Annotated in this window: 27 protein-coding genes; 17 read left to right on the top strand and 10 right to left on the bottom strand. The window is 45.5% G+C overall.

What is annotated here, in order from left to right:
* Positions 1-92: 92 nt before the first annotated feature.
* Complete coding sequence (locus ASD40_RS34115; RefSeq protein ID WP_057307592.1) at positions 93-1,076, bottom strand: metal-dependent hydrolase; 984 nt, start codon at positions 1,074-1,076, stop codon at positions 93-95.
* Between the two features lie 200 nt (positions 1,077-1,276).
* Here ASD40_RS34115 and ASD40_RS34110 point away from each other — a divergent pair, with 200 nt between their 5' ends.
* The gene (locus tag ASD40_RS34110; protein WP_057307591.1) at positions 1,277-1,573 is read left to right on the top strand and encodes a hypothetical protein; all 297 of its coding nucleotides are present in this window, start codon (positions 1,277-1,279) and stop codon (positions 1,571-1,573) included.
* Positions 1,574-1,628: 55 nt separating this feature from the next.
* On the opposite strand, the gene gerQ is transcribed toward ASD40_RS34110, so the two are convergent.
* From gerQ to urtA, 7 genes are all read right to left on the bottom strand, one after another.
* Positions 1,629-2,213, bottom strand: a complete 585-nt coding sequence (gerQ, locus tag ASD40_RS39295; RefSeq protein ID WP_414858763.1) for a spore coat protein GerQ — start codon at positions 2,211-2,213, stop codon at positions 1,629-1,631.
* A gap of 86 nt (positions 2,214-2,299) precedes the next feature.
* Positions 2,300-2,986 carry a response regulator transcription factor gene (locus ASD40_RS34100; protein WP_057307589.1) on the bottom strand — a complete coding sequence of 229 codons (687 nt, stop codon included), beginning with the start codon at positions 2,984-2,986 and terminating at the stop codon, positions 2,300-2,302.
* Between the two features lie 225 nt (positions 2,987-3,211).
* Positions 3,212-3,907, bottom strand: coding sequence for an urea ABC transporter ATP-binding subunit UrtE (urtE, locus tag ASD40_RS34095; protein WP_057307588.1), 696 nt, complete (start codon positions 3,905-3,907; stop codon positions 3,212-3,214).
* Entirely contained in the window at positions 3,900-4,691 is a 792-nt protein-coding gene (gene urtD / locus ASD40_RS34090; protein WP_057307587.1) for an urea ABC transporter ATP-binding protein UrtD, read from the bottom strand. The genes urtE and urtD overlap by 8 nt, the downstream gene beginning before the upstream one ends.
* Positions 4,692-4,740: 49 nt before the next feature.
* Positions 4,741-5,817: an urea ABC transporter permease subunit UrtC gene (gene urtC, locus ASD40_RS34085; protein WP_057307586.1), complete on the bottom strand. Its 1,077-nt coding sequence runs from the start codon at positions 5,815-5,817 to the stop codon at positions 4,741-4,743.
* 21 nt (positions 5,818-5,838) lie between these two features.
* Entirely contained in the window at positions 5,839-6,744 is a 906-nt protein-coding gene (urtB, locus tag ASD40_RS34080) for an urea ABC transporter permease subunit UrtB (RefSeq protein WP_057307585.1), read from the bottom strand.
* A 172-nt stretch (positions 6,745-6,916) separates the two neighbouring features.
* Entirely contained in the window at positions 6,917-8,191 is a 1,275-nt protein-coding gene (gene urtA, locus ASD40_RS34075) for an urea ABC transporter substrate-binding protein (RefSeq protein ID WP_057307584.1), read from the bottom strand.
* Between the two features lie 283 nt (positions 8,192-8,474).
* Between urtA and ASD40_RS34070 the strand changes: the two genes are divergently transcribed.
* The 8 genes from ASD40_RS34070 to ASD40_RS34035 all read left to right on the top strand — a co-directional run bounded on the left by ASD40_RS34070 (position 8,475) and on the right by ASD40_RS34035 (position 15,056).
* Positions 8,475-8,777 carry an urease subunit gamma gene (locus ASD40_RS34070; RefSeq protein ID WP_029194808.1) on the top strand — a complete coding sequence of 101 codons (303 nt, stop codon included), beginning with the start codon at positions 8,475-8,477 and terminating at the stop codon, positions 8,775-8,777.
* A gap of 30 nt (positions 8,778-8,807) precedes the next feature.
* Positions 8,808-9,191: an urease subunit beta gene (locus ASD40_RS34065; RefSeq protein WP_057307583.1), complete on the top strand. Its 384-nt coding sequence runs from the start codon at positions 8,808-8,810 to the stop codon at positions 9,189-9,191.
* Positions 9,192-9,204: 13 nt separating this feature from the next.
* The gene (gene ureC / locus ASD40_RS34060) at positions 9,205-10,887 is read left to right on the top strand and encodes an urease subunit alpha (protein WP_057307740.1); all 1,683 of its coding nucleotides are present in this window, start codon (positions 9,205-9,207) and stop codon (positions 10,885-10,887) included.
* A 41-nt stretch (positions 10,888-10,928) separates the two neighbouring features.
* Positions 10,929-11,654 carry an urease accessory protein UreF gene (locus ASD40_RS34055; protein WP_235549493.1) on the top strand — a complete coding sequence of 242 codons (726 nt, stop codon included), beginning with the start codon at positions 10,929-10,931 and terminating at the stop codon, positions 11,652-11,654.
* 55 nt (positions 11,655-11,709) lie between these two features.
* Entirely contained in the window at positions 11,710-12,375 is a 666-nt protein-coding gene (ureG, locus tag ASD40_RS34050; RefSeq protein ID WP_057307582.1) for an urease accessory protein UreG, read from the top strand.
* On the top strand, positions 12,368-13,222 hold the full coding sequence (locus tag ASD40_RS34045) for an urease accessory protein UreD (protein WP_057307581.1): 855 nt from the start codon (positions 12,368-12,370) through the stop codon (positions 13,220-13,222). The genes ureG and ASD40_RS34045 overlap by 8 nt, the downstream gene beginning before the upstream one ends.
* A gap of 206 nt (positions 13,223-13,428) precedes the next feature.
* A complete protein-coding gene (cyoE, locus tag ASD40_RS34040) occupies positions 13,429-14,406 on the top strand; it encodes a heme o synthase (protein ID WP_235549492.1) in 978 nt (325 codons plus the stop codon).
* Between the two features lie 17 nt (positions 14,407-14,423).
* A complete protein-coding gene (locus ASD40_RS34035; RefSeq protein WP_057307580.1) occupies positions 14,424-15,056 on the top strand; it encodes an SCO family protein in 633 nt (210 codons plus the stop codon).
* Positions 15,057-15,077: 21 nt separating this feature from the next.
* On the opposite strand, the gene ASD40_RS34030 is transcribed toward ASD40_RS34035, so the two are convergent.
* Both ASD40_RS34030 and ASD40_RS34025 read right to left on the bottom strand, forming a co-directional pair.
* Positions 15,078-15,431, bottom strand: coding sequence for a toprim domain-containing protein (locus ASD40_RS34030; RefSeq protein ID WP_057307579.1), 354 nt, complete (start codon positions 15,429-15,431; stop codon positions 15,078-15,080).
* A 168-nt stretch (positions 15,432-15,599) separates the two neighbouring features.
* Positions 15,600-16,766: an MFS transporter gene (locus ASD40_RS34025; RefSeq protein WP_057307578.1), complete on the bottom strand. Its 1,167-nt coding sequence runs from the start codon at positions 16,764-16,766 to the stop codon at positions 15,600-15,602.
* A 111-nt stretch (positions 16,767-16,877) separates the two neighbouring features.
* Here ASD40_RS34025 and ASD40_RS37650 point away from each other — a divergent pair, with 111 nt between their 5' ends.
* From ASD40_RS37650 to ASD40_RS33990, 8 genes are all read left to right on the top strand, one after another.
* Positions 16,878-17,033: a hypothetical protein gene (locus ASD40_RS37650; RefSeq protein WP_156390273.1), complete on the top strand. Its 156-nt coding sequence runs from the start codon at positions 16,878-16,880 to the stop codon at positions 17,031-17,033.
* A gap of 54 nt (positions 17,034-17,087) precedes the next feature.
* Positions 17,088-17,522 carry a hypothetical protein gene (locus ASD40_RS34020; protein WP_057307577.1) on the top strand — a complete coding sequence of 145 codons (435 nt, stop codon included), beginning with the start codon at positions 17,088-17,090 and terminating at the stop codon, positions 17,520-17,522.
* A gap of 40 nt (positions 17,523-17,562) precedes the next feature.
* Positions 17,563-18,711 carry a transglutaminase domain-containing protein gene (locus tag ASD40_RS34015; protein ID WP_057307576.1) on the top strand — a complete coding sequence of 383 codons (1,149 nt, stop codon included), beginning with the start codon at positions 17,563-17,565 and terminating at the stop codon, positions 18,709-18,711.
* A gap of 172 nt (positions 18,712-18,883) precedes the next feature.
* Positions 18,884-19,606: an HAD-IA family hydrolase gene (locus ASD40_RS34010; protein WP_057307575.1), complete on the top strand. Its 723-nt coding sequence runs from the start codon at positions 18,884-18,886 to the stop codon at positions 19,604-19,606.
* Between the two features lie 18 nt (positions 19,607-19,624).
* Positions 19,625-21,688, top strand: a complete 2,064-nt coding sequence (locus ASD40_RS34005) for a peptidoglycan D,D-transpeptidase FtsI family protein (protein WP_057307574.1) — start codon at positions 19,625-19,627, stop codon at positions 21,686-21,688.
* 843 nt (positions 21,689-22,531) lie between these two features.
* Positions 22,532-24,406 (top strand): asparagine synthase (glutamine-hydrolyzing), encoded by a 1,875-nt coding sequence (asnB, locus tag ASD40_RS34000; RefSeq protein ID WP_057307573.1) that lies wholly within the window; start codon positions 22,532-22,534, stop codon positions 24,404-24,406.
* A 36-nt stretch (positions 24,407-24,442) separates the two neighbouring features.
* Positions 24,443-25,177 carry a Cof-type HAD-IIB family hydrolase gene (locus ASD40_RS33995; RefSeq protein WP_057307572.1) on the top strand — a complete coding sequence of 245 codons (735 nt, stop codon included), beginning with the start codon at positions 24,443-24,445 and terminating at the stop codon, positions 25,175-25,177.
* A 50-nt stretch (positions 25,178-25,227) separates the two neighbouring features.
* A complete protein-coding gene (locus tag ASD40_RS33990; RefSeq protein ID WP_057307571.1) occupies positions 25,228-25,707 on the top strand; it encodes a DUF456 domain-containing protein in 480 nt (159 codons plus the stop codon).
* Positions 25,708-25,736 lie beyond the last annotated feature (29 nt).

Raw genomic sequence — 25,736 nt, 5'->3', positions numbered from 1 at the left:
TAACAATAAAGCCCAGGGGCCTAAAAACCTCTGGGTTTTTTCTGTCTTTTTTAAAGTAAAGAAAAGACGCGTTTGGTCAACGCGCCTCTTTTCTAATAAAGATCCACTTTCAGCTTCTTTTCAAGCCTAGTGTCACTTACCCAGCCCACATAAGAATCGAGTGTTTGGAAATTGTGATCCATCCGGACAACACCTACGAAAGGATACTGCTTGCGGTGACGATAACGCACATCAGCCCATCTTACTTCGTACCCGAAGCGGTGTTCTTTCACTTCAGCACATGTGAAGGATGAGAAGTAGAGTAAGGCTTGGATGTCTTCGTGACTTTTGGACACCTCGATGGCTGGATGGTCTTCACATTTGACAGTGTCGATCCACCTTAGCTTCGAATTCTTCAGCTCACCCAACTGAAAGGTACCGTCTGTTCTTCGTTTCACTACGTTCCACACATAGAGGTTGAATGTTACAATTAGTGTGTATTTATCCCCGGGCATATGGGTGGGGTCTTTGCGATAGAGCCCTTTTTCTACGATATAATGGTCGAGAGAGCGCCAGATATAATATAGAGCGATAACCCCGTACAAAGTCGGGAACACGAGCTTTGGACTCGCAACATGGAAAGACCACATGAAAATAGCAGCGATGTGGCTTGAGAAGATAAAGGGATCAAAGATGTGTATGATGTTCCATGACACCCACTTTTCAGAGAATGGCCGGAACGCTTGTGTACCATATGTGTTGAAACAATCTGTGAAGACGTGAAAACAAACGGCGATTCCTACCCACATACCAAGGTGCAGCAGAGGGATTCCATGGAAGAAAAGAGCGAGAGCTCCAGTGATCAGCAGCGTCCATAAAAGTAAAGCTGGCAAAGAGTGAGAACGACCACGGTGATTTCGAATGTAAGTGGCGTTCCCCTTAAAACGAAGCAGCCCGTCCACATCCGGAATCTGCGAGCCAATAACAGTTCCTATGAAGACTGCAGTAGTTGCCGCTGTGTCCGCAGAAACGCTAGGGTCAATTTGTGACAGTCCCGCTAACCCTAAACCAATTACGAGATGAGTGCCTGTGTCCAAATGGGTTTCCTCCTAAGAATTTTCCGTAGAAAATTTTCTTCGTAAGCATGGGCTGAGTTTTCCATAGAATAACTTACTTCAAAACGCGCTCGACCTTATAAGACGACGGAATCATTTATCCTTGTAAGTCTGGTCATTTTTCCGTCTTTTTATTAGTTTACCATTTTGGAGCAAAAAATAAATCAGAGGGAGATCTAAAAATGTCCAAAGTTTTTGTAGAGTATGCCATAAAACCCGCTTTTCGGGCGTCTTTTCTCATCTATATGCAGGAATGGCAGCGGAGGGAAGGGCGATTTGAACTGCTGAAGGGAACGGATCAGGAAGGGCTTTTTGTGGAAATTTGGAAGGAAGTTACCTATGAGGAGTATCTCTCGTTAAAACAAGAACGTTTGCATGGAACCGAAAATGCTTCACACCAAGCCGTATGGGAAGAGTGGGTTGAAGGCGGCCTGCGCAAACTGCATATGTGGCATTTCACAGAAGTAACCTCTACATGACAAAAAAAAGCCGCTGCTCTAACGAAAGAGCAAACGGCTTTATGTGTGATCTAATTTATGCTCTCTGTTGGCCGGGTCCGCCGCCAGAGTATGGATAGTAATACTGAAGTTCCTCGTCGAATGTAATGTAGTCTAGATTCACCATGAGCAATAAGAAACGCATACCAGTGGCTGGATCGCTGATGATAATATGATCGCGGCCAGCTGCCTCAAGTTTGCCTTTGAAAATTTTGGCATTCCATTGCGAGTTATTTTCGTATGTCATGTAGATTGTAGCCATTTTACCAAGGTTCAAACGGAGAATATTTTCGATATAAGATTCTTCCATGGGGAGAAGACCTGGTACATTTACACCGGTTTGCAGACCGCCAGTAGGTGGAAATGCCGCTCCCGTCGGTGGAAAAGCAGTTCCAGCAGGTGGAAATCCAGCTCCACTTGGTGCAGGTTTATTCGCACCCGTTGTTGGAACGGGATAAGCCGGAAAAGGATATCCGTAAGGGGCTTGTGAGGTCATGCCTTGGTTTCCTTGATTACCGATTCTGTAAGGGCTATTCAACATTTTTGTGTTTCCTCCTTGAGCTTTCCTTGAGAAAGCTTTCTTCATAATTGAAATTTGAAACAAATTCTTAGTGCGTGTCATTATCCATAATCATCATATTGTGCATCTGCCTATTTGGTGACTGGTTTTTGCTGGATTACCCAAACAAAAAAAGCCCCAATGGGAGCTCACATAAGTAGAAATTTATAACCGACACCCCAAACCGTCTTAATATATTTCGGTTCTTTGGGATCAGCTTCTATTTTTTTGCGAAGGTTTGCGATATGTACATCGATTGCACGTTCAGTTACATAGGAATCGAAACCGCGGACCCGGTTCAAAAGCTCCTCCCGGCTGTATACTCGTCCTTGATTCTGCCAAAAAAGTTTCATAATTTCGAATTCAGAGAAAGTGGTCTCTATTAGTTTGCTATGTACAAAAAGGCAGCGTTTCTCTAGATCCAGTTGAACGACTTGCTCGGTCGTATCTGTAGATTGAACTGGCGGAGGGAAAGCATGTGAACGTCGCAGTAAAGCTTGTATTCTTGCCGATAATTCCCTCATTGAGAATGGTTTGCATAGGTAATCATCAGCGCCAGTCTGCAGGCCTTTGACGCGATCGGAGACCTCATTTTTGGCGGATACCATAAGAATGGGGATGGTTGACGAATTTCGGAAGTCAGTGCATAGTTGAATTCCGTCAACATCAGGCAGCATAATATCAAGCACGATGACATCAGGTTCGAAATCTCGGAATAACACTACACCTTGACGGCCATTTTCCGCACGCATGACTTGATAGCCTTCTTCGTACAGATAAATCGACATCATTTCACCAATGCTTAAATCATCTTCAATAATTAAAATCTTAGACATAAACGTTCCCCCTCCTTTTCCTTCCAAAGGTTCGGTGCTCGATATGCCGGACGCAACATTCGATCCTATATATCCATGTTATCATTATACATTTTGTGACGTCCAGTTTAACTTCATAATTAGTTCCTTCGTATGAAAAAAAAGAAGCTGGACGGTACTTGACGCCTAATTTCATAGGTCAAGTAATCCAGCTTCCTTCTATAATGTGAGTCCATGTAAGGAGAATCATACCGTTAAATGCTTTCGGACTTGATCTTCGCTCAAATGCTCGGCATGACCTTCGGCAGCTATTGTCCCTCGGTCCAATACATAATAGTAATCAGCGATGCTTGTAGCGAACTCTAAGCTTTGTTCGACCAGCAATACAGCAATTTCTCGATTACGTTTAATTGATTCAATGATGGCTTCAATCTCCATGACGATAGAAGGTTGGATACCCTCCATCGGTTCATCCAGCAGCAGCAGCTTGGGGCCTGGGGCTAAGGCACGGGCTATCGCTAATTGCTGCTGCTGCCCGCCGCTAAGGTCGCCGCCTTTGCGTTGAAGCATCTGACGAAGCACGGGGAAGGTGTCGAAAAGAGAATCAGGGAGCTTTTTTCTTCCATCTGTTGCAGCTTCAAGCCCAAGCAGCAGGTTTTCCTCGACCGTAAGCTGTGGGAAAATCTCGCGGCCTTGCGGCACGTAGCCGATCCCTAATTTAGCCCGTCGATCCGGTGGGAATGACGTTATATCCCGTTCATTATAGTGGATCGCGCCGGACTTCGGCTGAATGAGTCCCATAATGCTCTTCATGAGTGTGGATTTCCCTACACCGTTGCGGCCCATTAGACAAACGATTTGCCCAGGCTTCACCTGAAGGTTGACATGGCGTACAACCATACTCTCACCGTAACCGGCTTCTATCTTCTGAAGGTTAAGCACCTCGCTCCACTCTCCTTCCTAGATAAACTTCAGCAACCTTATCATCATTCTGAATATCCTGCATCGTGCCTTCCCGAAGCACGGTGCCTTCATGAAGTACCGTGACCGTTCTAGCGAACTTACGAACAAACTCCATATCGTGTTCAACTACGATGATCGTCTGATTAGCCGCTATTTCGTGAAGCAGCTCACCTGTTTTCTCAGTTTCGCTATCTGTCATGCCAGCGGCAGGTTCATCCAGCAGCAGTAGATCGGGCTCCTGCATAAGCAGCATCCCGATTTCAAGCCACTGTTTCTCGCCGTGAGAGAGTGATCCTGCTCGCTCATTGACTTTGCTTTGCAGGCCAATCATCTCGAGTCGGAGATGCAAGCGTTCTCGCTGTTCACTCGTCGTCTTGGTCCACAGTGCGCTAAGGAGGCCGCGCTGCTGTTTCATAGAAAGAGCCAGATTTTCAAAAACGGTTAATGTTGAGAAGACGGAAGGTGCTTGGAATTTACGACCAATGCCGAGCTGTGCAATTTGGTGTTCTTGGTGTCTGGTAAGATCAATTGATTCTTTGAAATAAACATGACCTTGTGAAGGCTTCACTTTCCCGCAGATGACATCCAAGAGCGTTGTTTTACCTGCTCCGTTCGGCCCAATGAGAAACCGAAGCTCGCCATATTGCAGGGAAAAGTCCAGATTGCGTAAGGCTTTAAATCCATCAAAGCTCACTTCAAGCCCTTTAACGCTAAGGATTTTCTCTCCGGTTACAGGTTGTTGTTTCGCTAATTGTCCTAGCATTGGGATGTTCCCCCTTCAAATTTCATAACATTAAGGATGTGGTGTATGGTTAGCTTGCTTCTTGCGATGAAGAAATCGGCTTAGGAAGCACGGGTTTTTTCCAATTGGAGGTGTAGTGTGCAATTGTACCAACGATACCTTTAGGTAGGAGCAGTACTACAATAATGAACATGGCACCGAGCATAATAGGCCACCAAGCGGGGTAAGCTTCGCTAAACGTTGTTTTAGCTGCGTTGGTGATTAATGCTCCAAGAACGGCGCCTCCGATCGTTGAGCGCCCCCCGATTGCCACCCAAAGAACCATTTCAATGGAAGGGACAATGCCCATTTGTGCGGGTGAGATAATGCCTTCCTGAAGGACGAAGAGAACACCGGCAAGTCCGGCTAATCCTGCTGAAGCGCAGTAAATGAATACTTTAAAGGTGACTGGATTGTAGCCAATAAAGCGAACCCGATTTTCCCCATCACGAATGGCTGTGAGGATGTTTCCCATGCGACTGGTAACGAGCAGGCTGCATAGGATAAGAACGACAATAACAATAGCTAAAGTGAGATAGAAAAATAATAATTTCGTAGATTGTGATTGCAGATTTAAGCCAAGAAAGGTGGTGAAATTGGTTAGTCCGTTAGTTCCACCTGTATAGCCTTGTTGACCAACAAATAACGTGACGGTAATAATGACTAGCGCTTGAGATAATATGGAGAAGAAAGCACCTTTAATGCGATTGCGGAATGTAAAGTATCCTAAAATGAATGCAACGATCATTGGAACGATGAGAGCGAGAAGAAATGCAGCGCCTGCGTTATGGAAAGGAACCCAGAACCAGGGTAATCTCTCAACACCGCTCCATGACATGAAATCGGGCAGCTGATCTGGCGTCGCGGCGAGCTTAAGATGCATGGCCATACAATAAGCGCCAAGTCCAAAGTAGACGCCATGGCCGAGGCTAAGAATCCCGGTATATCCCCAAATGAGATCAATTCCCATGGCAATGATGGCATAAGCGAGAAACTTGCCAAGAAGGGAAAGACGGAAGTCTGACATGAACAGAGGAGCCAATGCGATAGCGATCAAAAAAACGGCATAGACAAACAATTTAAGCTTGGATTGTCCCGTTAAGAGCATGGAAGATGCCACATCCTTTCTTCAATCTAAGGATCTTGAACGGATCGTCACAAGTCCCATCGGTTTCCATTGCAAGAAGGCGATTATGAGCGTAAAGACAAGTACTTTACCAAGCGTAGCACTAGTTGTGTATTCCAATGCTGTATTGAAAACCCCAATACCTAATGCTCCCGCAACGGTTCCAATCAGTTTGCCGATTCCACCAAGTACAACAACCATGAACGCATCCACAATATAGTAAGTGCCTATGGTTGGTCCAATAGGTCCAAGCAGCGTTAAGGCGCATCCGGCAATTCCTGCCATAGCGGAGCCAAAAGCGAAGGACTGAGCATCTACTCTCCGTGTGGAAATACCGAGACAAGCAGCCATTTCGCGATTTTGCATAACAGCTCTCATGCGTCTTCCTCCGGCAGAGTGGTACAGGTACATATAAATCACCAAGATACATAACGCAACCAAAGCAATAATAAAGAGGCGCTTGTAGGGGAGAATGAGGTCGGCCGATAGATGAAGTCCGCCTTCCAACCATTCGGGTGCTTTAACAGCCACATTAGGAGCACCGAAGATGGTGCGCGCAAGCTGCTGCAACGCAAGGCTTACTCCCCAAGTAGCAAGCAGGCTGTCTAGCGGTCTGCCGTACATGAATCGAATGAGAAAAACTTCGAGCAGCCAACCGACAAAGAAGGCTACCGCAAACGCAACACCTATCGATACGATGAAATACCATCCGAAAGCGGAAGCCGGTAGAAACTTCTGGAACCACTGCTGGACTAGATAAGCCATGTAGGCGCCAATCATGATGAATTCGCCATGTGCCATATTCATAACATTCATCAAGCCGAATGTAATCGCAAGACCTATGGCGATCAACAGCAAAATGGAGCTAAGGCTTAGACCGTTAAATAATTGAAGAAACAGCAGACTCATGTCAATCCCTCCCAGTGAACCCCGAGTAAACAAAATAAACGTCTACGCCGTCCTTCTTGGACGGGGGCGTTTATCCAGAAATATAGCCGACTTATCGTGTGAAACATATAAATTCTTATATTTGGTGAAATCCAGGACTGCTGTTAGGCAGTCCTGGCCTCAATAACTACCTTTATTTTTTCGTTACTTCTCCGCCCCAAGGGTATGTTTTGAGGAAAGGATCTGGTTTGAGTGGTTGGCCGGAGTTCCATATTTCTTTGATTTGGCCATCAGCCGTAATTTGACCGATACGTGCCGTTTTGGAAATATGTTGATTCTCTCCATCAATAACCACTTTACCTTCAGGTGCGTTAAACTCGATACCTTTGGCAGCAGCTTTCACTTTCTCTACGTCAAAGGATCCTGCTTTCTTAACAGCAGCAGCCCATAAGTACACGGCTGTGTAACCAGCTTCGATCGGATCATCCGTAACACGGTCTTTGCCGTATTTAGCTTTGTAAGCTTCGACGAATTTTTTATTCTCAGGTGTATCTGTTGTTTGGTAGTAATTCCAAGCTGTATAGTGTCCATCTAGAACGGATGCTCCAATACCGCGAACCTCTTCCTCAGCGATACTTACGGACATTGTTGTTAGATCCTTGGATGAAATGCCTGCATCTTTCAATTGCTTGAAGAAGGCTACGTTACTGTCGCCGTTCAGCGTATTGAAAATAACGTCTGGCTTCTCTTTTTTGATTTTACTAATGATTGTATTGTAGTCCGTGTGTCCAAGTGGTGTGTATTCTTCGGCAACTAGCGATCCGCCTTCAGCTTTCAACTGCTCTTTAATAATTTTGTTGGCTGTTCTTGGGAATACATAGTCCGAGCCGAGAAGGTAGAATTTCTTGCCTTTGTTTTGCAGAAGCCAAGTTACTGCTGGAATAATTTGTTGGTTCGTTGTTGCGCCAATGTAGAAGATATTAGGTGATGATTCCACGCCTTCATACTGTACCGGATACCACAACAAGCCTTTGTTTTGTTCGACGACCGGAAGCACGGCTTTGCGGCTGGCAGATGTCCAGCAGCCAAATATCGTTACGACGCTGTCTTTTTGCAGTAGCTTCTTCGTTTTCTCTGCAAAAGTCGGCCAATCGGATGCACCGTCTTCAATCACAGGCTTGATTTTTTTACCTAAGAGTCCCCCAGCTGCATTAATTTCGTCAATCGCCATAAGTTCAGCATCTCTTACAGATACTTCGCTAATGGACATGGTGCCTGTGAGTGAGTGAAGAATCCCAACAGGTACTGTTTCATCCTTCGTCTCCGCTTTAGCTTCTGCGGCTTTGGTAGCCATAGGTGTAGTTGTCGTGGATGCAGTTGGCTCCGTCTTTGCACAGCCAGCCATGACCATCATCAAAGCCATACTCAAAGCGACTGTGAGCTTACCTTTGTTTCGTATCTCTCTCATTCACGTCCCACTCCCTTTGTTTACAAGATTTGGATTACAAGGCTTATGATAAAGTGCGAAACAAGTTAGTGTCAACATATATGACATTTATAAAGGTTTTTTTGTTAGTGGCGCACAAAAATTAGTTATTCCTTTGTGAAAATCACATAAAATACGGAAAATAACTTCAGAAATTGTTGGTTTGATGTCATTATATCTAACATTAATGATTTACAATCTTGGAATACACGAATATAATAAGGATAAAGGATTACCAATATTCGGATTTTAATGAGGTGAAGATGTGCATTTAACGGAGAGAGAAAAAGAAAAGCTGCTCATTACTGTGGCTGCTGATCTTGCACGCCGAAGACTTGCCAGAGGCTTGAAGCTGAATTATCCCGAAAGCATAGCGCTGCTAACATCCGAGATTATGGAAGGAGCAAGGGATGGATTGACCGTTGCACAATTAATGGCATTCGGCACAACGATTCTGAGAGCGGAGCAAGTTATGGAAGGTGTACCTCAAATGATTCATGAGGTTCAGGTAGAGGCTACGTTTCCTGATGGTACTAAATTAGTTACCGTACACGAACCAATAACCTAACTATAATGAATAATCGAAAGGGGCGAGAAGATGGTTCCAGGAGAATATCGAACAGTCAAGGGATATATTGAAATGAATATAGGAAGACAAACGATTGATCTTATCGTTACGAATACAGGAGATCGTCCCGTTCAGGTGGGTTCGCATTTTCATTTTTTTGAAGTGAACAGAGCATTGGAATTCACGAGAGAACAAGCCTACGGCATGCGATTGGACATTCCCGCTGGAACGGCTGTCCGTTTTGAGCCGGGGGAACAGAAACCTATACAGCTCGTTGAACTTGGCGGAGCCAAACTTTCTTATGGACTAAATAACTTAAGTAAAGGCTTAGCAGCTAAGGGGAATATGTCAAGTGCTGCGAGAGAAAGATGGCAAGCGTGGGAGGGAAAGCCTGGTGAATCGAATAGATCGTAAAAGTTATGCGCTGATGTTCGGGCCTACAACGGGAGATGCCATTCGTTTGGCTGATACCGAGCTTTGGGCACAAATCGAACATGATTACACCGTCTACGGTGATGAATGTAAATTTGGCGGCGGTAAGGTCATTCGCGACGGGATGGGGCAATCTAGCGGTGCAACCCGTGGCCAAGGCGTTCTAGATACCCTGATAACGAATGCTGTCATCATTGACCACTGGGGTATTGTCAAAGGTGACATCGGCATCAAGGACGGTCATATCGTGGGTATCGGTAAAGCGGGGAACCCGGACATCATGGATGGCGTGCATCCCAATATGATCGTGGGCGCAAGTACGGAAGTCATTGCGGGTGAAGGTAAAATTGTAACCGCGGGCGGGATCGATGCTCACATTCATTTTATTTGTCCCCAGCAAATTGAAACGGCGCTTTCTTCTGGCGTGACGACGATGATTGGTGGAGGAACAGGGCCTGCTACAGGTACGAATGCCACAACTTGCACACCAGGAGCATGGCACCTGCAGCGTATGCTGGAGGCAGCAGAAGCTTTTCCCATGAACTTGGGCTTTACGGGCAAAGGTAATGCTTCTTTTCTAGCTCCGTTGACGGAACAAATTGAAGCGGGAGCTATTGGTTTGAAGCTTCATGAAGATTGGGGAACGACGCCGGCAGCAATCGACACTTGTCTCGAAGCAGCGGACCACTATGATGTTCAAGTAGCTATTCATACCGATACATTAAATGAAGCGGGATTTCTCGAGGATACGCTCGCAGCCATTAAGGGCCGTACGATTCATACGTATCATACTGAAGGAGCAGGCGGGGGGCACGCGCCGGATATTATCCGTGCGGCTGCTGAGCTTAACGTACTCCCGTCTTCAACAAACCCGACACGTCCGTATACGATCAACACGATTGAAGAGCATTTGGATATGCTCATGGTGTGTCATCATTTGGACAGCCGTATTCCCGAGGATGTTGCTTTCGCGGATTCTCGAATTCGCCCGGAAACGATTGCTGCGGAGGATATTCTTCATGATCTAGGTGTCTTCAGCATGTTAAGCTCAGATTCCCAAGCAATGGGGCGGGTTGGCGAGGTCATTATTCGTACATGGCAAACGGCCGATAAGATGAAGAAACAGCGTGGGCCGCTGGCTCCCGATACAGAAGAAGGCGACAATTTCCGGATTAAACGTTATATCGCCAAGTACACGATTAATCCAGCGATTACGCATGGGATTTCGCACCTTGTCGGTTCCATTGAGCCTGGAAAGTTCGCAGATCTTGTCATATGGAGCCCGATGTTCTTCGGGGTTAAGCCGGATCTTGTGCTCAAAGGCGGCAGCATTGCTTATGCGCAAATGGGAGATCCGAACGCATCAATTCCAACGCCGCAGCCTGTATTTGGACGTCCGATGTTTGCTGCTTTTGGTAAAGCTTTGACGCAGAGCTCGATTACCTTCGTCTCTCAAGCAGCTTATGATCGCGGCATCGCTGAGAAATTAGGGCTCCAAAAGCGTGTTGAGCCTGTGAAAGGGTGTCGTCATATATCGAAGAAAGACATGATTCATAATAACGGCACACCTTCCATTGAAGTAAACCCAGAGACCTATAAAGTGAAAGTTGATGGGGAAGCCATTACATGTGAACCGGCGACCGAGCTGCCAATGGCGCAGTTATATTTCTTATTTTAAAAGAGTGGGAAGTCCGCGATCGAGGTGACGACATAAAAGCGATGGCAACAAAGACAACGACATTCATTGAAGAGATGACGCCGAGGTTTCACTGGCTTGCTTATCAACAACTTCTAGATTCAGCATTGCCTATTGGCGGATTCTCACATTCCTTTGGTTTGGAAACGCTCGTTCAGCAAGAGCGATTAACAACGATTGAAGAGCTCGAAGCTTATATTCGCACAATGCTCGCTAATAGCTGGGCAACGTCAGATGCGATGGTAATCAAAGCTGCCTATACCCATATTCCAAGGGAGGAATGGGATCAGCTCTGGGAGATCGATCACATGCTGCATGTGCAGCGTGTATCGAGTGAAGCGAGGAGCGGCGTTCAAAAGATGGGCCGCAGGCTTCTCCAACTATCGCGCTCGATGTACCCCGAGCTGAACTGGCAGCCTCTGGACGAAGCTGTGAAAGCCGGTCGCTGCAGCTCCAATCATCCGATTGTTCATGCATGGGTGAGCTATCACCTCGGTGTGCCCTTACATCAAGCGGCGGAAGGCTATCTTTACAGCTGTATCATGACCTGCATCAACAGTGCGCTCAGACTCATGTCCATGGGGCAAACTCAAGGACAAATTCTTCTTGCGAAACTGATTCCTTTGACCGGAAGCGAGTGGCAGCGTGTAGCGCATTTGGATCCCTTGGATGCTTACACAAATTCACCAGCCGCAGATCTGGCCATGATGCAGCACGAAACGCTGTATTCGCGTTTATTCATGTCTTAATGTTGTAACTCGTAAAGGCAATTTTGCCCTAATCATAATTTTAGGAGGAATGACTATGTGTCAAGGTCAAGGTCAAGGTCACCATCACCACCAATGGGAAAAACCAGCGGTGGATCGGAGTCGCCCCATGCGTATTGGGATCGGCGGGCCTGTTGGTTCTGGTAAAACAGCGCTAGTGGAGCGTCTGGCTCGGAAACTCAACAACCGCTACAGTATTGCGGTGATTACGAATGATATCTACACAAAGGAAGATGCCCGAATTTTGATTAGCTCCGAGGCACTGCCCGAGGACCGCATTATTGGGGTAGAAACAGGCGGATGCCCGCATACAGCGATTCGTGAGGATGCTTCGATGAATTTCGAAGCTATTGAAGAGCTGGAGAAGCGATTCGATAATCTCGATATTATTTTCATCGAGAGCGGCGGCGATAACTTGGCTGCAGCGTTCAGCCCAGAGCTGGTGGATCGCTTCATCTATATTATAGATGTCGCCCAAGGGGAGAAAATACCGCGCAAAGGCGGACCTGGCATTATGCGTTCTGATATGCTCATAATCAACAAAATCGATCTAGCACCGTATGTAGGCGCCAGCCTGGAAGTGATGGATTCGGATACGAAGAAGATGCGCGGCGACCGTCCGTATATTTTCTCAAACCTGATGGGCGGCACAGGGCTTAACGATATTGTCACATGGGTGGAACAGGAGTTCAGCCATGCCTAGTGTGACCGGGGAGATTAAGGCGGAATTTGCAGTACGCAGCGGCTTGACGCAGCTCGTCCACAAATACCACGCCTCCCCGCTCAAAATCGCCAAAACGTTTCGTTACGAGAACGAAACGCTCATCCAGGACGCCCATCCTGCGGATCAATTGGGCGTCTATATGATGGACTGCTCCCCAGGACTCATGTCGGGAGATCATTACGAAATCAACGTGCGCCTTAGGGAGGGCGCACGTGTTTTTCTAACGAACCAATCGTTCACGAAGGTTCATCCGTCTGAGGTTGGTCACGGAAGTACGCAGCGTCAGACGCTGCATTTGGAAGCTGACGCGCTGCTGGAATACATCCCAGAACCTATAATGCTCTATAAGGAAGCAAGCCTAGTCGCAGAAATGGATGTTCATTTATCACCAGGGTCAGCCTTGATTTTCTCGGACGTATGTTGCCCGGGACGAACGCAGCGAGGCGAAATATTTCAGTACTCCCGTTATGTGAATCGTATGAAAGTTTGTCATGGCAAGGAATTGATTTTTTATCAGAATCAAAGAATTGAACCGCAAACTATGCAGCTATCAGCGCCAGGTTGCTGGGAGCGGGAAACACATCTCGGCAATCTATACATTTTCTCGGATCGACTTAAACAGCTGCATCTCGAGAAAGTACTGGAGAGTCTTGAAAAGCTTGAGGGTATAGAGGTCCGCATTGGAGCCAGTCTTACGTATAAATACGGTTTAATCGTCACCGTCATGGGAAGACATGCTTGGGAATTACAACTGGCTATGACGAAGGCATGGCATGATATTCGCCGAAACTTATTTGCATTAACGCCACTCTTGGTTAATAAATAATAGGATTAAACATGGAAGGGGCCCTTGGGGGCTCCTTTTTATATAACAATCGAATGTTCCGATCATTTTCCACGCATACTGGAAGGAGAATCGACAATATGATGACAACTGACTGCACTTCATTGTCAAACGATGTAAGGGTTGGTATGATGAGAATGTTCATTATTCAGTTTGCTCGGAAATTCGACATAGAGGAGGACGTTTACGTGGAAAATCAAGTTAGCTACGAAAGCGTTTCGAACGGTTCGTCACAAGGGTCCATTGGGACAGAATCCATAGAAGCTAGCAATATACAAGCATCGGCTGAGCCGGTGACCTTGAAAGATTTCTACCGCTTGGTAAAGCCAGGCATTATTTATTCTAATTTAATGACGGCCTTTGCTGGCTACTGGGTTGCTGCCCATTGGGATGTAAGCTGGGTACACCTTATTATGACCATGCTAGGAACTGCTCTTGTCATGGCAGGAGGAACGGTACTCAACAATTATTTGGACCGTGAAATGGATGCAAAGATGGAGCGGACGCAAAATAGAGCTCTTCCAAGTGGGAGAATGAGTGCGAATGTCGTTCTATGGTACGGTATTATTTTAGGGACCATCGGTTTAGGAGTCCTATATTTTGGAGCGGAATCCCCGCTTGCAACGTTGATCGGACTGATTGGATTGTTCTTGTATGTTTGGCTTTATACAGCATGGTTTAAGAGAACTTCGGTTTGGAGTACATTCGTTGGGGCATTCTCTGGCGCTACTCCTCCCGTTATTGGATACTGTGCTGTAAGTGGTACGGTTGATCTAGGTGCTATTCTCCTTTTTGCTTTCTTATTCCTCTGGCAGCCTCCGCATTTCTGGGCTCTTGGGATTCGCCGAATGGAAGAATATCGCGCTGCAGGATTCCCGCTTTTACCCGTCGTGAAGGGGACTTACGTAACCAAAATCAGTATGGTGCGTTATGTGGTTTTACTTGTACCTGTAACTGTGATGTTAACGGCTTACGGATATGTAGGTTACATGTTTTTATTCGCATCAACCATCTTAGGATTGATTTGGGCTTTCATGAGTATCAAAGGCTTTAAGGCAACAGGTGAGGCCGAAGTGGTATGGGCTAAGCGTATGTTCTTGTTTTCACTATTGTATTTAACTCTCTTATCGTTCCTCATGGTCATAGATACCGTGAAAATTAGTTAGAATTGAGGGCTGAAGTCATGAGTACGTTTTTAGGGAAAAATTGGTTTAAGCTAGCGCTGGGCGCTATTTTAATTGCCATGATTGCATCATTTGCCTATAAATTATGGGCTAACAGCAGTGAACCGGACCAACGTTTAACAGCAATGAAACAAGCTCCTTCGTTTCAACTGCAGGACTTAGATGGCAAAACTGTTACCTCGCAAGATATGGATGGTAAGGTTAGACTTGTCTACTTCTTTTATTCCTTTTGCCCGGATGTTTGTATGCCGACGACATTCTTGCTTTCTCAGGTTCAGGAATCCTTGAAGAAAAAAGACTTACTGGGTACTAAAGCGGAAATTGTCTCCATAACAGTCGATCCAAAGCGAGATACACCGGAAGTGCTTAAAGAATTCGGTAACCGATTTGAATCGAAGCCAGTTCCGGGCGGGTGGACATTCCTCCGTGGTGAGGAATCGAAGATTCACAAGCTTGCTGAAGATTTTGGCATTATGGTGGTTAAAGAGAAAGATGGTAATTTCTCGCATTCCAATGCAATTTTGCTGGTTGACCCAAAAGGAAAACTCCGGAATTATTATGATGCAAGCAATCCAGAGTTGGATGTTGACCATATTGTCAAAGATGTCGTGACCTTATCTAAAGGAAAGTAAGTCAATCCTTCATCGTATTAACTATTCAAAAGCAGGGTCTGGAGCAGGGTATTTGATATACTCATCCAGCCCTGCTTTTTCTAATTGCTGAATGATGTATTCCTCAGGTGTTCCTTCCACGCCAGCATACCCTCTACGCGTATATATGTGTTCTGCATCTGGAAACGTTTCTCGCAATAGAAATCGGATCTTTTTGCCGGAAGCATCATTATCCGTAAATATGAACACATGATTGTCGTCCGCTTTTTTCCTCAGGTCTTCGAGAGTTAATGAGCTGGGGGTACCGAATGTACACAAGATCAGGACACTTTCATCAACCACGCGTTTTAATCGGCTTTTATCATTTTTTCCTTCTACTATGATTACAATCGACATGAGATTTCCTCGCTTTAGGTTTTTTTGTAGTATAACCCGTTTTCGCAAGTGATCCAAGAATTTCATTCGACGATTAGGCAAATATGATGCTCTCATTTCCCGGGAAATGACAGGGATTGACAGCGCAAAAGACGGCTTGATAAGCTCAAGCCGCCATTTAACTGGCAATTACGTTGTGATTGGCGTTTTAAATGTGCGCAGCGGTAAGAGGGAAAGTGCTAACATTAAGACGAAAAACGCGATGAAGTAAGAGGAAATGTGGTCGCGAAGCTGTCCGGCCATCATTGGACCGATAAAAGCGCCGACGGAATAGGAGATGGAAAGAAGGGAAAAGACGCGTCCATATCGATTGCTGCTTGTTATGCCGGCAAGAAGAGCAGCAAGAGCGGGATAAATGACTCCTTTCGCCATTCCGATTAGGAAAAGAGAAACGGTGAGCGGTATCGGCCACTGAATGGCTAAACCGAAGAAAACGACTGCAAGTGATAAACTTCCACAGACCGTTCGAATAAACGGAGGAATCTTATTTAAGAACCAGAAGCTGATGCTTAACAGGGCGCCTAAGCTGATTAAAGTGAAAAAAACGCCGGACGTTAGAATAGAGTCTCTGGCCGACTGCATAAGTGGAAGCTCAAAGAAAAGAATGCCTTGTGAGCAGGAGAGTGCCATCGGAATGAGAAAGAATAACCATGGAATCGTTACGCTGGCGGGTACATCTGATTCATCACCCAGCATGCCATGACCATGGTGATCTAAGATGGGAGATTTGCTCCCTGTTTGGGCTAAAAGCTGCTTTTCTTTCACACCGAAGATGGCAAGTATGCCTGTGATAATCAGAATCCAACCTAAGACGGAGAAGGCAGTTGTGAAACCGATTTTGGCAACTAATACAGCGCCTGCCGCTGGAGATACCACGGAAGCAAGGGTATGTATGAGACCGTTGCCAGCCATCAGTTTACTTTGATGTATGCGATCCCTAGCTATGCGTGCAAGCAACGATAAGCAGGCAGGAGATAAGAAGGCGAGCACGAATCCGCTAATCGAACGAATGTATAGCAAGTGCCAAGGATCTTTCACATTGGATTGAAAAAGTAAGATGATCCCTGCTACAATCAGGCTAAAGACGATAAAGATTTTACTTCCGTATTTGTCTACGCCATAACCAGCGATCAGATTCCCAGGCAAGTGTGTGATCGAGTATACGCCCATAATTAGCCCTATAAAGGAAGGAGCTGCTCCTAAAGATAAGGCGAAGGGAGAAAGAATCGGGTACTGCGCGTGTAAATCAAAAAAAGCAACAAACATAAATAAGTACAACCAAATAGCCGTTCGCATGTTCTCACCACCTCAATCTTTTAGACTTGTCTCTTCTTAAGATGTACGCCGCTCGTCCCATAGATATGACCTTTCCATACAAATGACACAATTCTGTTTTTAGGAGGCTTTATGGATGCATATGTGATTGTTTTACTTGCCGGCGTGGCTATTTTCCTGGTTTTTCGGTTGAGACAGTCTTTTCGAAAGACGAGAAGTAGAATCGATAAAACAGAGGAGATCGAACGTAAGTTAGCCCTGTTAAGGAAAAAAAGAGATGAAGATTAAGGATTCCCTGTAGTATGATAGGAAGGGACTTTTGGATAAATAGGAGGGGTTAGTTTGGATCAGTGGATTTCCTTTGCGCAGGATCGTTGGTACTTAATTGTGGCCGCTATTATTGTGCTTTTTATCGTGATCGGTATTGTGAAAACTGTGGTGAAATGGATTCTGGTCATTGCGATTGTTGGGGCTCTTGTCGTTTATGGAGCGAGCTATAAGGATAAAATAAAGGATATTGGGGCAAGCGTGGTCTCGCAAGTTGGGGATGAAATCAAAGATAAGGCGGTCAGTACGTTGACCTCGGAAGCTAAAGATGCCCAATTTAAAGCGAATCCCGATGGTTCCTTCCTCATTACGACGAAGAGCTTGAAGGTGGAAGGCAAAGCTGGGACGGATGAAGTACAAGTCACCTTTCTTGGTAAAACGTTTAAGATGAACGCGAACGCAGCCGTTAATGCTTTCATCGAGGAAGCAAAGAAAAACGCTAAGCAGTAAGTAGAGTAATATGATTATTAAAATAGGATGGTGAGGAATCATGACGGATATGACGTGGTTACAATCAACTTCGATAAATTTAATATCCATCGTGATCGTTCTCACATTTGCAGGCTCTGTCGTTCAAGGATTTTTCCGGGGAGGTTCAGGTTCTGCCAAACATCTTCTGTCTATGCTCGTGGAGGCGGTTATCGTCATCCTGTCCATGTTTATCGCGTGGAAAGGGGTCCAGTGGGTATCGCCAATGATTCAAACCTGGCTGAAAGGACAGAATTTACAAATTCCATCCGTAGAGATAAGCATGCTTAAACAAACTTATTATACAGTCATGACGAGTATCCGTGATTTCCCGCTGCTGCGTTTCGGTGTACTGTTTTTACTTGGCTATATGATCGTGAAGCAATTGCTGAACCTATTGGTTGATCCTTTGCTAGGAGGTTGGTTGGCTAATCGTGATCCTTACAGAGAGCGCAGCAACTCTTTTATTAGTTCTGTGTCTGGTGGAGCCATTGGTTCTGTCGCAGGATTCGCTAGGGCCCTCATACTTATTGCTGTGCTTTTCATTTATGTAACGTTATTCCCGCACTCTTTGGTCACACCTTATATTGAATCATCCCAGATGTATCAGAAAGGTGCAAAAGAAGTCATTTCACCCTTCACGGGTGACTTCATTGCCGACAAAGTGCCAGTGTTCACACGTGCTGTTGAACAGGAATTTACGAATATCCTGCAGCGTAAGTATGAAGTTCTAGACGCGAAAATTCCAGGCAATATTTCAGATACAGCCAAAGAAGTAACCGCCAGTGGGAAGACGGATGAAGAGAAGGCCAAGCTGTTGTATAAATGGGTAGGCAACTACGTCAAATATGATTGGAATAAGGTAACCCTTTATGAAGAGAAACGAATCTGGAAGGAACAGACGCCGGAGGATACCTTCAACACCCGCGAAGGAGTTTGTATAGACTACTCCAGGTTGTATGCACAGATGGCCAGATCCATCGGCCTTGATGTGAAAGTAGTGACTGGACTAGGCTACGATGGGCAGGGCAGCTACGGTCCTCACGCTTGGAATGAGGTTTACCTGAAAGAGTCGGATCGCTGGGTACCGCTAGATTCCACCTGGGTGGCAAGCGGAGGCAACTGGTTCAATCCGCCTAACTTCGACCAAACTCATGTCAAGGACGCTTAGAAAAGTATCAGTATGAAGCCTTTCCTTTGGAGATCAAAGGAGGGCTTCTTTTTATATAAGGCGACCGATCATTTAAGGGAAATCATGGATAGATCTGGCGGGTTTTCTCATATGATGATTAAATGTGGTACACTAATAAGATAGGATTGTTTATAAGAATAAGGGAGATTGTATGCGGAAACCACTTCAGGAATACAAGATGATTTACTTAGATGCTGGGGACACTTTACTTACGATTCCAGCAGCTCAAACGATACTCAAACAGTATTTGCAATTGCGATCTGTGGATCGTGATGAAGCTCATATTAGTGAACTATTTACGGAAGCTTTTCGTCTTTTTTATTATGTGAATAAGCAGGATAATTTCGTGGTTTGCAGTCCAGATTCAGACCGTGAGTTCTGGGTTAATCTATATAAATACGTACTTCATAAATTGGGCATTCACGAGGTGTGGACAGAGGATGAGATTTATTCCTGCTGCCACGAGCTCTACGACATTTACACGGCACCCGAGTATTATGAATTATTTGATGATGTTAAGCCATTTTTAGACGGTTTGAAGGCTCGAGGGTTTCGAATTGGGATTATCAGCAATTTTGCTCCCACCTTGAAAGCCATACTGGAGGATAAGGGGATTTTGCATGATTTCGATCCCGTCATTGTTTCAACTGAAGTTGGTCTAGAGAAGCCAGATCCGGCGATTTTCCAACTTGCCCTGGACAGGGCGGGGCTAGAGGCTAAGGATATTCTTTATATCGGCGACCATGAAACGAATGATATTTGGGCGCCAAATCAAGTCGGTATCGATGCTGTGCGAATTATCCGTTATTCCTATCATACAGGAGAGGGTATTCATTCCCTGCTTGAGTTGTTCCATGAACAAGCCATAGCATAAGAAAGGATCTGAGAAGTGATGAAGTCATCCATTATGGATGATCCGAAGAAAAAAGAAATTACCAAAAAGCGGCACTTTTCGTTTCGGATCAATATATTTTTCTTTATAACCTTTTTATTATTTTCGATATTAATCGTACGATTGGCTATCTTACAATTCGTTCAAGCCAAAGATCTTAAAGCGGCGGAAAATACGAATACGAATCAGACAACGAGTATCGCCCCCATTCGAGGCAATATCTATGACTCTACAAAATCTCCTCTGGCTTATACAATTCCTGTTCAGTCCTTGTTTTTCCGTATTGAACCAGGTCAACAAAACAAGGATGAAGTAATTGCGCTTGCTCAGCGGCTAAAAGTAGATGTTTTTGATAAATATGCCAAACCGAATTCGGTCAGTCCAACTCCGGAAGAGATCGTTCTAGCGATGGATTTAGGTTACGATATCAATAAAAATAAGGTGAAAGACCCAAGTTACTACTGGGTTCCGCGGCGGATTAAAGCCGATTTGTCCAAGGGAGAAATGGCCTATTTACTTGAACATAGAGATGAATTTAAGTGGCTAGAAGTAACGGAGGAGAGTATCCGTACTTATGAAATGGATGATGATAACAAGACCACGATAGCCACACATTTGGTTGGATATTTGAAATCATTTTCTACACAAACAGCCAAGGATATTTATAAAGACAGCCCAAATAGCGAAGAATACCTGAACTCAGAAAATGTAGGATTTGACGGCATTGAACGCATGTATCAGGATGAGCTGCGCGGTAAAAATGGGAGTAGGAAATATCCCGTCAACGCGGCTATGAAAATTATCGGAAGAGCCGAAGTGACAGCACCTGTCAAAGGGAATAATCTATACTTGTCAATTAATAAAGATATCCAGAAGGCAACCGAGAGGATACTGGAGGATCATATCAAATATTTACGCAGTCCGACTCATGCCAATGATCTGTATATGAAAACAGGGATGAAGGCCTCCTCTGGTTTTGCTGTTGCGATGGAAGTGGATACAGGGCGTGTCGTTACGATGGCGAACTATCCGGATTACGATGCTAATGCATGGACCGGAGGGATTTCGCCGGATATTTACAAAGAAATTGGTACGTATATTTCCAATGGATCTATCATGACAGCTAAATCCAAATATCCAGATGAAAAAGAGAATGCGAAGCATCCGTCTTCCATTGTTTTTATGGGTTCAACGATTAAGCCTTTGTCGGTATTAATTGGACTTAAGGAGAAATTATTCGGCGCTTATGAGAACTATTACGATTCAGGATCGTTTAGTTTTGGTAAGGGCGGGTCTAGTACCATCACAAACTCGGGGAAAGCAGCTTACGGATATATTAATGCTTCTGGGGCTATTGAACACTCTTCTAACACGTATATGTCCGAGAAAGTGGGCATTCCCTTCTATTTGAAATATGGGGGAGAAACACCAAAGGTCACGACGAAATGGGCAGAATACCTTGCGAAATTTGGCATGGGTGTGAAAACAGGGAGCGGTCTTCCAGGTGAGTTCGCAGGTTCTAATGATTTCGTTAAAAATGCCCAAAAAGACAGTTACCAATCAGCAATGGTCTACGCTTCATGGGGACAAAATGAAAAAACGACTACGCTGCAGCTTGCTCAATATACAGCTACATTGGCTAGTCGCGGTAAACGTATGAAGCCTCTTTTTGTAGATGAAATTCGAGATTACCAAGGTGAATTAGTTAAAAAAATTGAGCCAGAGGTTATTGAGGATTCCTCCTCTGAATTTTCTAAAGAAGATTGGAATACCATTATCCATGGTATGAAAAGTGGCGCCGAGGGCATTGATGAATTACCGTATAATGTAGCACGCAAAACAGGTACATCGACGCAAGCAGTTTCGGGAGGCACGGTAGAAAATGCTGTGTTTATCGCATTCGCTCCTGTAGAGAATCCAAAGCTAGCCGTAGCTGTTGTTGTACCAGAAGGCGGATTCGGACGCTACGGGGCATCCCCGATAGCAGCCAAAATTTTTCAGGCATATGACGCGGCGAACGACGGTATTCTGACGAAGCTCGGCGGCGGGAAAAGGCCGTGGTAAGTGATTAGGATTACAGGAAAAAAAGTGATTATAAAAGGGGATCTGCAGAAGCAGGTCCTTTTTTTCATATGTTTTTGGGTTAAGGGTAAGCAAAGCTTACCCCTTATTTATAGGGCTGCTGCGGTAAACGAATGTATGCATCGCTAAAGTGGGGAGCGCGTGGAAGTGACTTGATAGTGAGAAAACACGCTTAAAATCGGAGGATACATCCGGAGCCTCCTTAATGTCTGCTGAAGCGATGAGATTCAATACTAAAGTGTGAGAATGCAGCTAAAGTGGCGTGAGACGTCTGAAAAAGACCTCTCAAAGAATATTGAATGCTCGAGACTGTCGATTCATTCGTCCAATATTGCTCTACATGGAGGTGTCTTAAATCGGGATCAAATGTCCTATATGCTGAATTGAAGTTGCTGGATGAATGAATATTCGAGGTTGAATGATGTTGTAAAAAGTACAACAATTTCTGCCCAAGTCTCGTCTATCTCCCTTCATTGTTGTATTTTTAGCAACATTCGGTTGGATAACACCTAGTTAAGCAGTACGCGTGTGCAGGAACCGTTTGGCACCCTTGAGCATATCCTAGTGTAGGGGAAGGAACATTTCCTAACCCAAAAGTTGCACAAGGCAAACTTTTATGCGCAGAGGAAAGGTGGAGGAAGGCATGAAAAAAACCAGGTTATCAGCTTCATTAAAGCGACTTCTGATTTCCATCATTTTTCTATAGGATACAGCGCCTTCACGTACTTTCATCGCATTTCCAGAATGACGGACAGATATGGTATACTAATATATCGGTTGTCGAATAGAAAGATTGATGAATGGTACGGAGGAGTGAGTTTCACCATGTGTGGTATTACGGGTGTGATGTATTTTGAAGATAGAGAACCAACCACTGCAATGTTGCAGCAAATGACAGATGTTATTGTTCATCGGGGTCCGAACGATTCCGGTTTTTGGACGGATAATCGTATTGGTCTTGGCTTTCGCCGCTTGTCTGTTATTGACCTGAAAGAAGGGCATCAGCCTTTGGCTAATGAGGATGATTCTGTGTGGATCATTTTCAACGGGGAAATTTATAACTATAAAGCCCTGCGCAGTATGCTGCAGGAGCGCGGGCATCAATTCCGCACGCAAAGTGATACGGAGGTTATCGTTCACCTTTATGAGGAGTATGGAGAGGAATGCGTCAAATACATGCGCGGCATGTTTGGCTTCGTAATTTGGGACAAGAAAAAGAAGCAGCTGTTCGGAGCGAGAGACCACTTCGGCATTAAGCCGTTTTACTATCATGTCAATGACCGCCAGTTCTTGTTCGGCTCCGAAATTAAGAGCCTGCTGGCTGCAGACGGCATGAATCGGTTGATTCACACGGACAGCTTGCTGAACTATTTGACCTTTCAATACGTACCTGAGCCTAACACGATGTTCCATGGCATTCATAAGCTTCCACCAGGGCATACGGTCAAAATAACGTTTGACGGAGAAATGTCGATACATAAGTATTGGGATCCCATGTTTGAGCCGGAGGATCGTCCGTTTGACTATTATGTAGAGCAAATTCGGGAAACATTGAAGGATTCGGTCAAGCTCCACATGGTCAGTGATGTGGATCGCGGCTGCTTCTTGTCGAGCGGGATTGACTCGACGGCGATTGCTACACATATGCGGAATATCGAACCGATCCGCACGTTCTCCGTTGGCTTCGAAGGCGCCAACAATGAAACGCCGATTGCCGCCCAAACGGCTGCAGCACTCGGTACAGAGCATTACGACAAAATCATCACGCAGGATGATTTCTTCGGCACGATGCCGAAAGCGATCTGGCACCAGGACGAGCCTGTCGCCGATCCTTCGGCCATTGCCCTTTATCACGTGGCGAAGCTTGCGCGCGAACACGTGACGGTTGTACTGTCCGGCGAAGGCGCGGACGAGCTGTTCGGCGGCTACCGCATTTATCGCGAGCCGCAATCCTTGCGTCCGATCGACCAGCTGCCGGCATCGGTGAAGCGCATGCTGAACCGCTTCGCTCGGATACTGCCAAGCAGTGTGAAGGGCCGCAACTATTTGCTGCGCGGCACGACACCGCTTGAAGAGCGTTTCCTCGGCAACGCCAAGATTTTCTCCGAGGATATGAAAGCGGAGGTACTGCGCCTTGATAGCGAGATGCTGCGCAACTATAAGAATCCCGTGCAAATTGCTGGCGATTATTACAGCAAGACGAAGCATCTTGATCCAGTTAGCCGGATGCAGTATATCGATATGAATCTATGGATGCCTGGCGATATTCTGATGAAGGCTGACAAGATGACGATGGCTCACTCACTCGAGCTGCGTGTTCCTTTCCTCGATAAGGAACTATTCGAAGTGGCACGCCGCATTCCGGCAAAGTACCGAATCGCGAATGGAACGACGAAGTACATTTTCCGCAAGGCGATGGAAGGTATCATTCCTGATCCCATCCTGAACCGTCCGAAGCTGGGCTTCCCAGTGCCGCTGCGCGATTGGATGAAAGGCTCTATGGGCGATATGGTTTTGGAGCAAATTAAGTTCAGCGGGATTGAGGATTATATTGACATCAACGCTGTGGAACGCATGCTGCATAAGCATCGTAATAATCAGGGCGACTATGCTCGACGCATTTGGACCATCTATATATTTGCCCTCTGGCATGTGACATTCATGGAAGAACTGCCTAAGAAAGTGCTCGCTGCTTACTAGATCTACTAATGACGTAGAGACAGGGGATGGGAAACCGTGGGATCTTATAAATTAATCGCCCTCGATATGGACGGCACCTTGCTGGACGATGACAAAAAAATATCAGTTGAAAACCGAGAAGCGATTCAGGAAGCTACTAAAGCGGGTAAGATCGTTATTATGTCTACAGGACGCGGAGCTGTAAGTGCCATGCCGTATATTCAGGAGCTGGGGCTTAACTCACCGCTTGTCGTGGTCAATGGGAGTGAAGTATGGGAGTCTCCGTCTAAATTGCTTAAGCGGACCCTGCTTCCAGTTGACACAGTACGTAATTTGCATAGTCTAGCTCAAACGCATGATTGTTGGTGGTGGGCTTATTCGGTGCAAGGTGTGTTCAATCGCGAGAGCGAAACCATGGACATTGACAGCCAAGAATGGCTAAAATTCGGTTATTTCACTGAAAATATGGAGAAATTGCAGCAAATCCGGGACATCGTAGAAGGATGGGGAACACTTGAAATAACGAATTCCCATCCCTCTAATATTGAACTTAACCCATTAGGCATTAGTAAGGCGAGCGGTGTGGAGACTGTATGTCAGCTTCTAGGCATTAGCATGTCTGAAGTCATTGCGATGGGGGATAGTGAGAACGACATCGCGATGATTCGTGAAGTAGGTCTTGGTGTAGCTATGGGCAATGCACAGGATGAAGTGAAGCGTATTGCTGACATTACGACCGTTACCAACAATGAACATGCCATTGCTAAAGTAATTCGCACCTATATGTTGTAGAAGTAGAAGTGAAGTGATAAACCATCTTGGATTGGAGGAGATGCGTTTTTATGATCACCTTAGGCTGGACATTAGTTATCCTTTTATTTGTAGTGGGCATGATTGGTGCGGTTTATCCGGTGCTGCCCGGTGTGTTAGCGATTTATGGAGCTTTTTTCATCTATGGTTGGTTGATCAGCTTTGAGCCGTTCGGATTCTGGTTCTGGCTTATCCAATCCTTGATTGTCATTATCATCATGGTGGCCGATTACGCAGTAGGTGCACTAGGGGTAAAGAAGTTTGGAGGCTCGAGGGCGGCTATCATCGGAAGTACAATTGGTCTACTCATTGGGCCTTTTGTTATTCCAGCTTTCGGCTTAATCATTGGCCCCTTCTTAGGCGCAGTGATTGGTGAAATCATCATCGGTACATCGTGGAAAAAGGCGATAAGTGCCGGTGTCGGCTCTGTACTCGGTTTCTTTGCGAGCAGTGCGGTGAAAATTGCGCTTCAGCTGGCGATGATTATTATCTTTTTTATCTGGGTTTTTTAATGGAATGAATACTGTAAGAGAGTAGGAAC

The sequence above is a fragment of the Paenibacillus sp. Root444D2 genome (genome assembly GCF_001426375.1).
Classification (GTDB): Bacteria; Bacillota; Bacilli; order Paenibacillales; family NBRC-103111; genus Paenibacillus_E.
The sequence above is the reverse complement of the archived record's forward strand: the minus strand, read 5'-3'. Positions and strand labels throughout refer to the sequence as shown.

What these genes read in the sequence shown, in the direction of transcription:
- ASD40_RS37650 (WP_156390273.1), top strand. Translation starts at nt 16,878, where the DNA reads ATGGATGCATATGTGATTGTTTTACTTGCCGGCGTGGCTATTTTCCTG.
- ASD40_RS34025 (WP_057307578.1), bottom strand. Translation starts at nt 16,766, where the DNA reads ATGCGAACGGCTATTTGGTTGTACTTATTTATGTTTGTTGCTTTTTTT.
- ASD40_RS34065 (WP_057307583.1), top strand. Translation starts at nt 8,808, where the DNA reads ATGGTTCCAGGAGAATATCGAACAGTCAAGGGATATATTGAAATGAAT.
- ASD40_RS34035 (WP_057307580.1), top strand. Translation starts at nt 14,424, where the DNA reads ATGAGTACGTTTTTAGGGAAAAATTGGTTTAAGCTAGCGCTGGGCGCT.
- gerQ (WP_414858763.1), bottom strand. Translation starts at nt 2,213, where the DNA reads ATGACACGCACTAAGAATTTGTTTCAAATTTCAATTATGAAGAAAGCT.
- ASD40_RS34010 (WP_057307575.1), top strand. Translation starts at nt 18,884, where the DNA reads ATGCGGAAACCACTTCAGGAATACAAGATGATTTACTTAGATGCTGGG.
- asnB (WP_057307573.1), top strand. Translation starts at nt 22,532, where the DNA reads ATGTGTGGTATTACGGGTGTGATGTATTTTGAAGATAGAGAACCAACC.
- ASD40_RS34110 (WP_057307591.1), top strand. Translation starts at nt 1,277, where the DNA reads ATGTCCAAAGTTTTTGTAGAGTATGCCATAAAACCCGCTTTTCGGGCG.
- ASD40_RS34015 (WP_057307576.1), top strand. Translation starts at nt 17,563, where the DNA reads ATGACGGATATGACGTGGTTACAATCAACTTCGATAAATTTAATATCC.
- ureC (WP_057307740.1), top strand. Translation starts at nt 9,205, where the DNA reads ATGTTCGGGCCTACAACGGGAGATGCCATTCGTTTGGCTGATACCGAG.
- ureG (WP_057307582.1), top strand. Translation starts at nt 11,710, where the DNA reads ATGTGTCAAGGTCAAGGTCAAGGTCACCATCACCACCAATGGGAAAAA.
- ASD40_RS34030 (WP_057307579.1), bottom strand. Translation starts at nt 15,431, where the DNA reads ATGTCGATTGTAATCATAGTAGAAGGAAAAAATGATAAAAGCCGATTA.
- ASD40_RS34045 (WP_057307581.1), top strand. Translation starts at nt 12,368, where the DNA reads ATGCCTAGTGTGACCGGGGAGATTAAGGCGGAATTTGCAGTACGCAGC.
- ASD40_RS34100 (WP_057307589.1), bottom strand. Translation starts at nt 2,986, where the DNA reads ATGTCTAAGATTTTAATTATTGAAGATGATTTAAGCATTGGTGAAATG.
- urtD (WP_057307587.1), bottom strand. Translation starts at nt 4,691, where the DNA reads ATGCTAGGACAATTAGCGAAACAACAACCTGTAACCGGAGAGAAAATC.
- ASD40_RS33990 (WP_057307571.1), top strand. Translation starts at nt 25,228, where the DNA reads ATGATCACCTTAGGCTGGACATTAGTTATCCTTTTATTTGTAGTGGGC.
- urtA (WP_057307584.1), bottom strand. Translation starts at nt 8,191, where the DNA reads ATGAGAGAGATACGAAACAAAGGTAAGCTCACAGTCGCTTTGAGTATG.
- ASD40_RS34055 (WP_235549493.1), top strand. Translation starts at nt 10,929, where the DNA reads ATGGCAACAAAGACAACGACATTCATTGAAGAGATGACGCCGAGGTTT.
- urtB (WP_057307585.1), bottom strand. Translation starts at nt 6,744, where the DNA reads ATGAGTCTGCTGTTTCTTCAATTATTTAACGGTCTAAGCCTTAGCTCC.
- ASD40_RS34005 (WP_057307574.1), top strand. Translation starts at nt 19,625, where the DNA reads ATGAAGTCATCCATTATGGATGATCCGAAGAAAAAAGAAATTACCAAA.
- urtC (WP_057307586.1), bottom strand. Translation starts at nt 5,817, where the DNA reads ATGCTCTTAACGGGACAATCCAAGCTTAAATTGTTTGTCTATGCCGTT.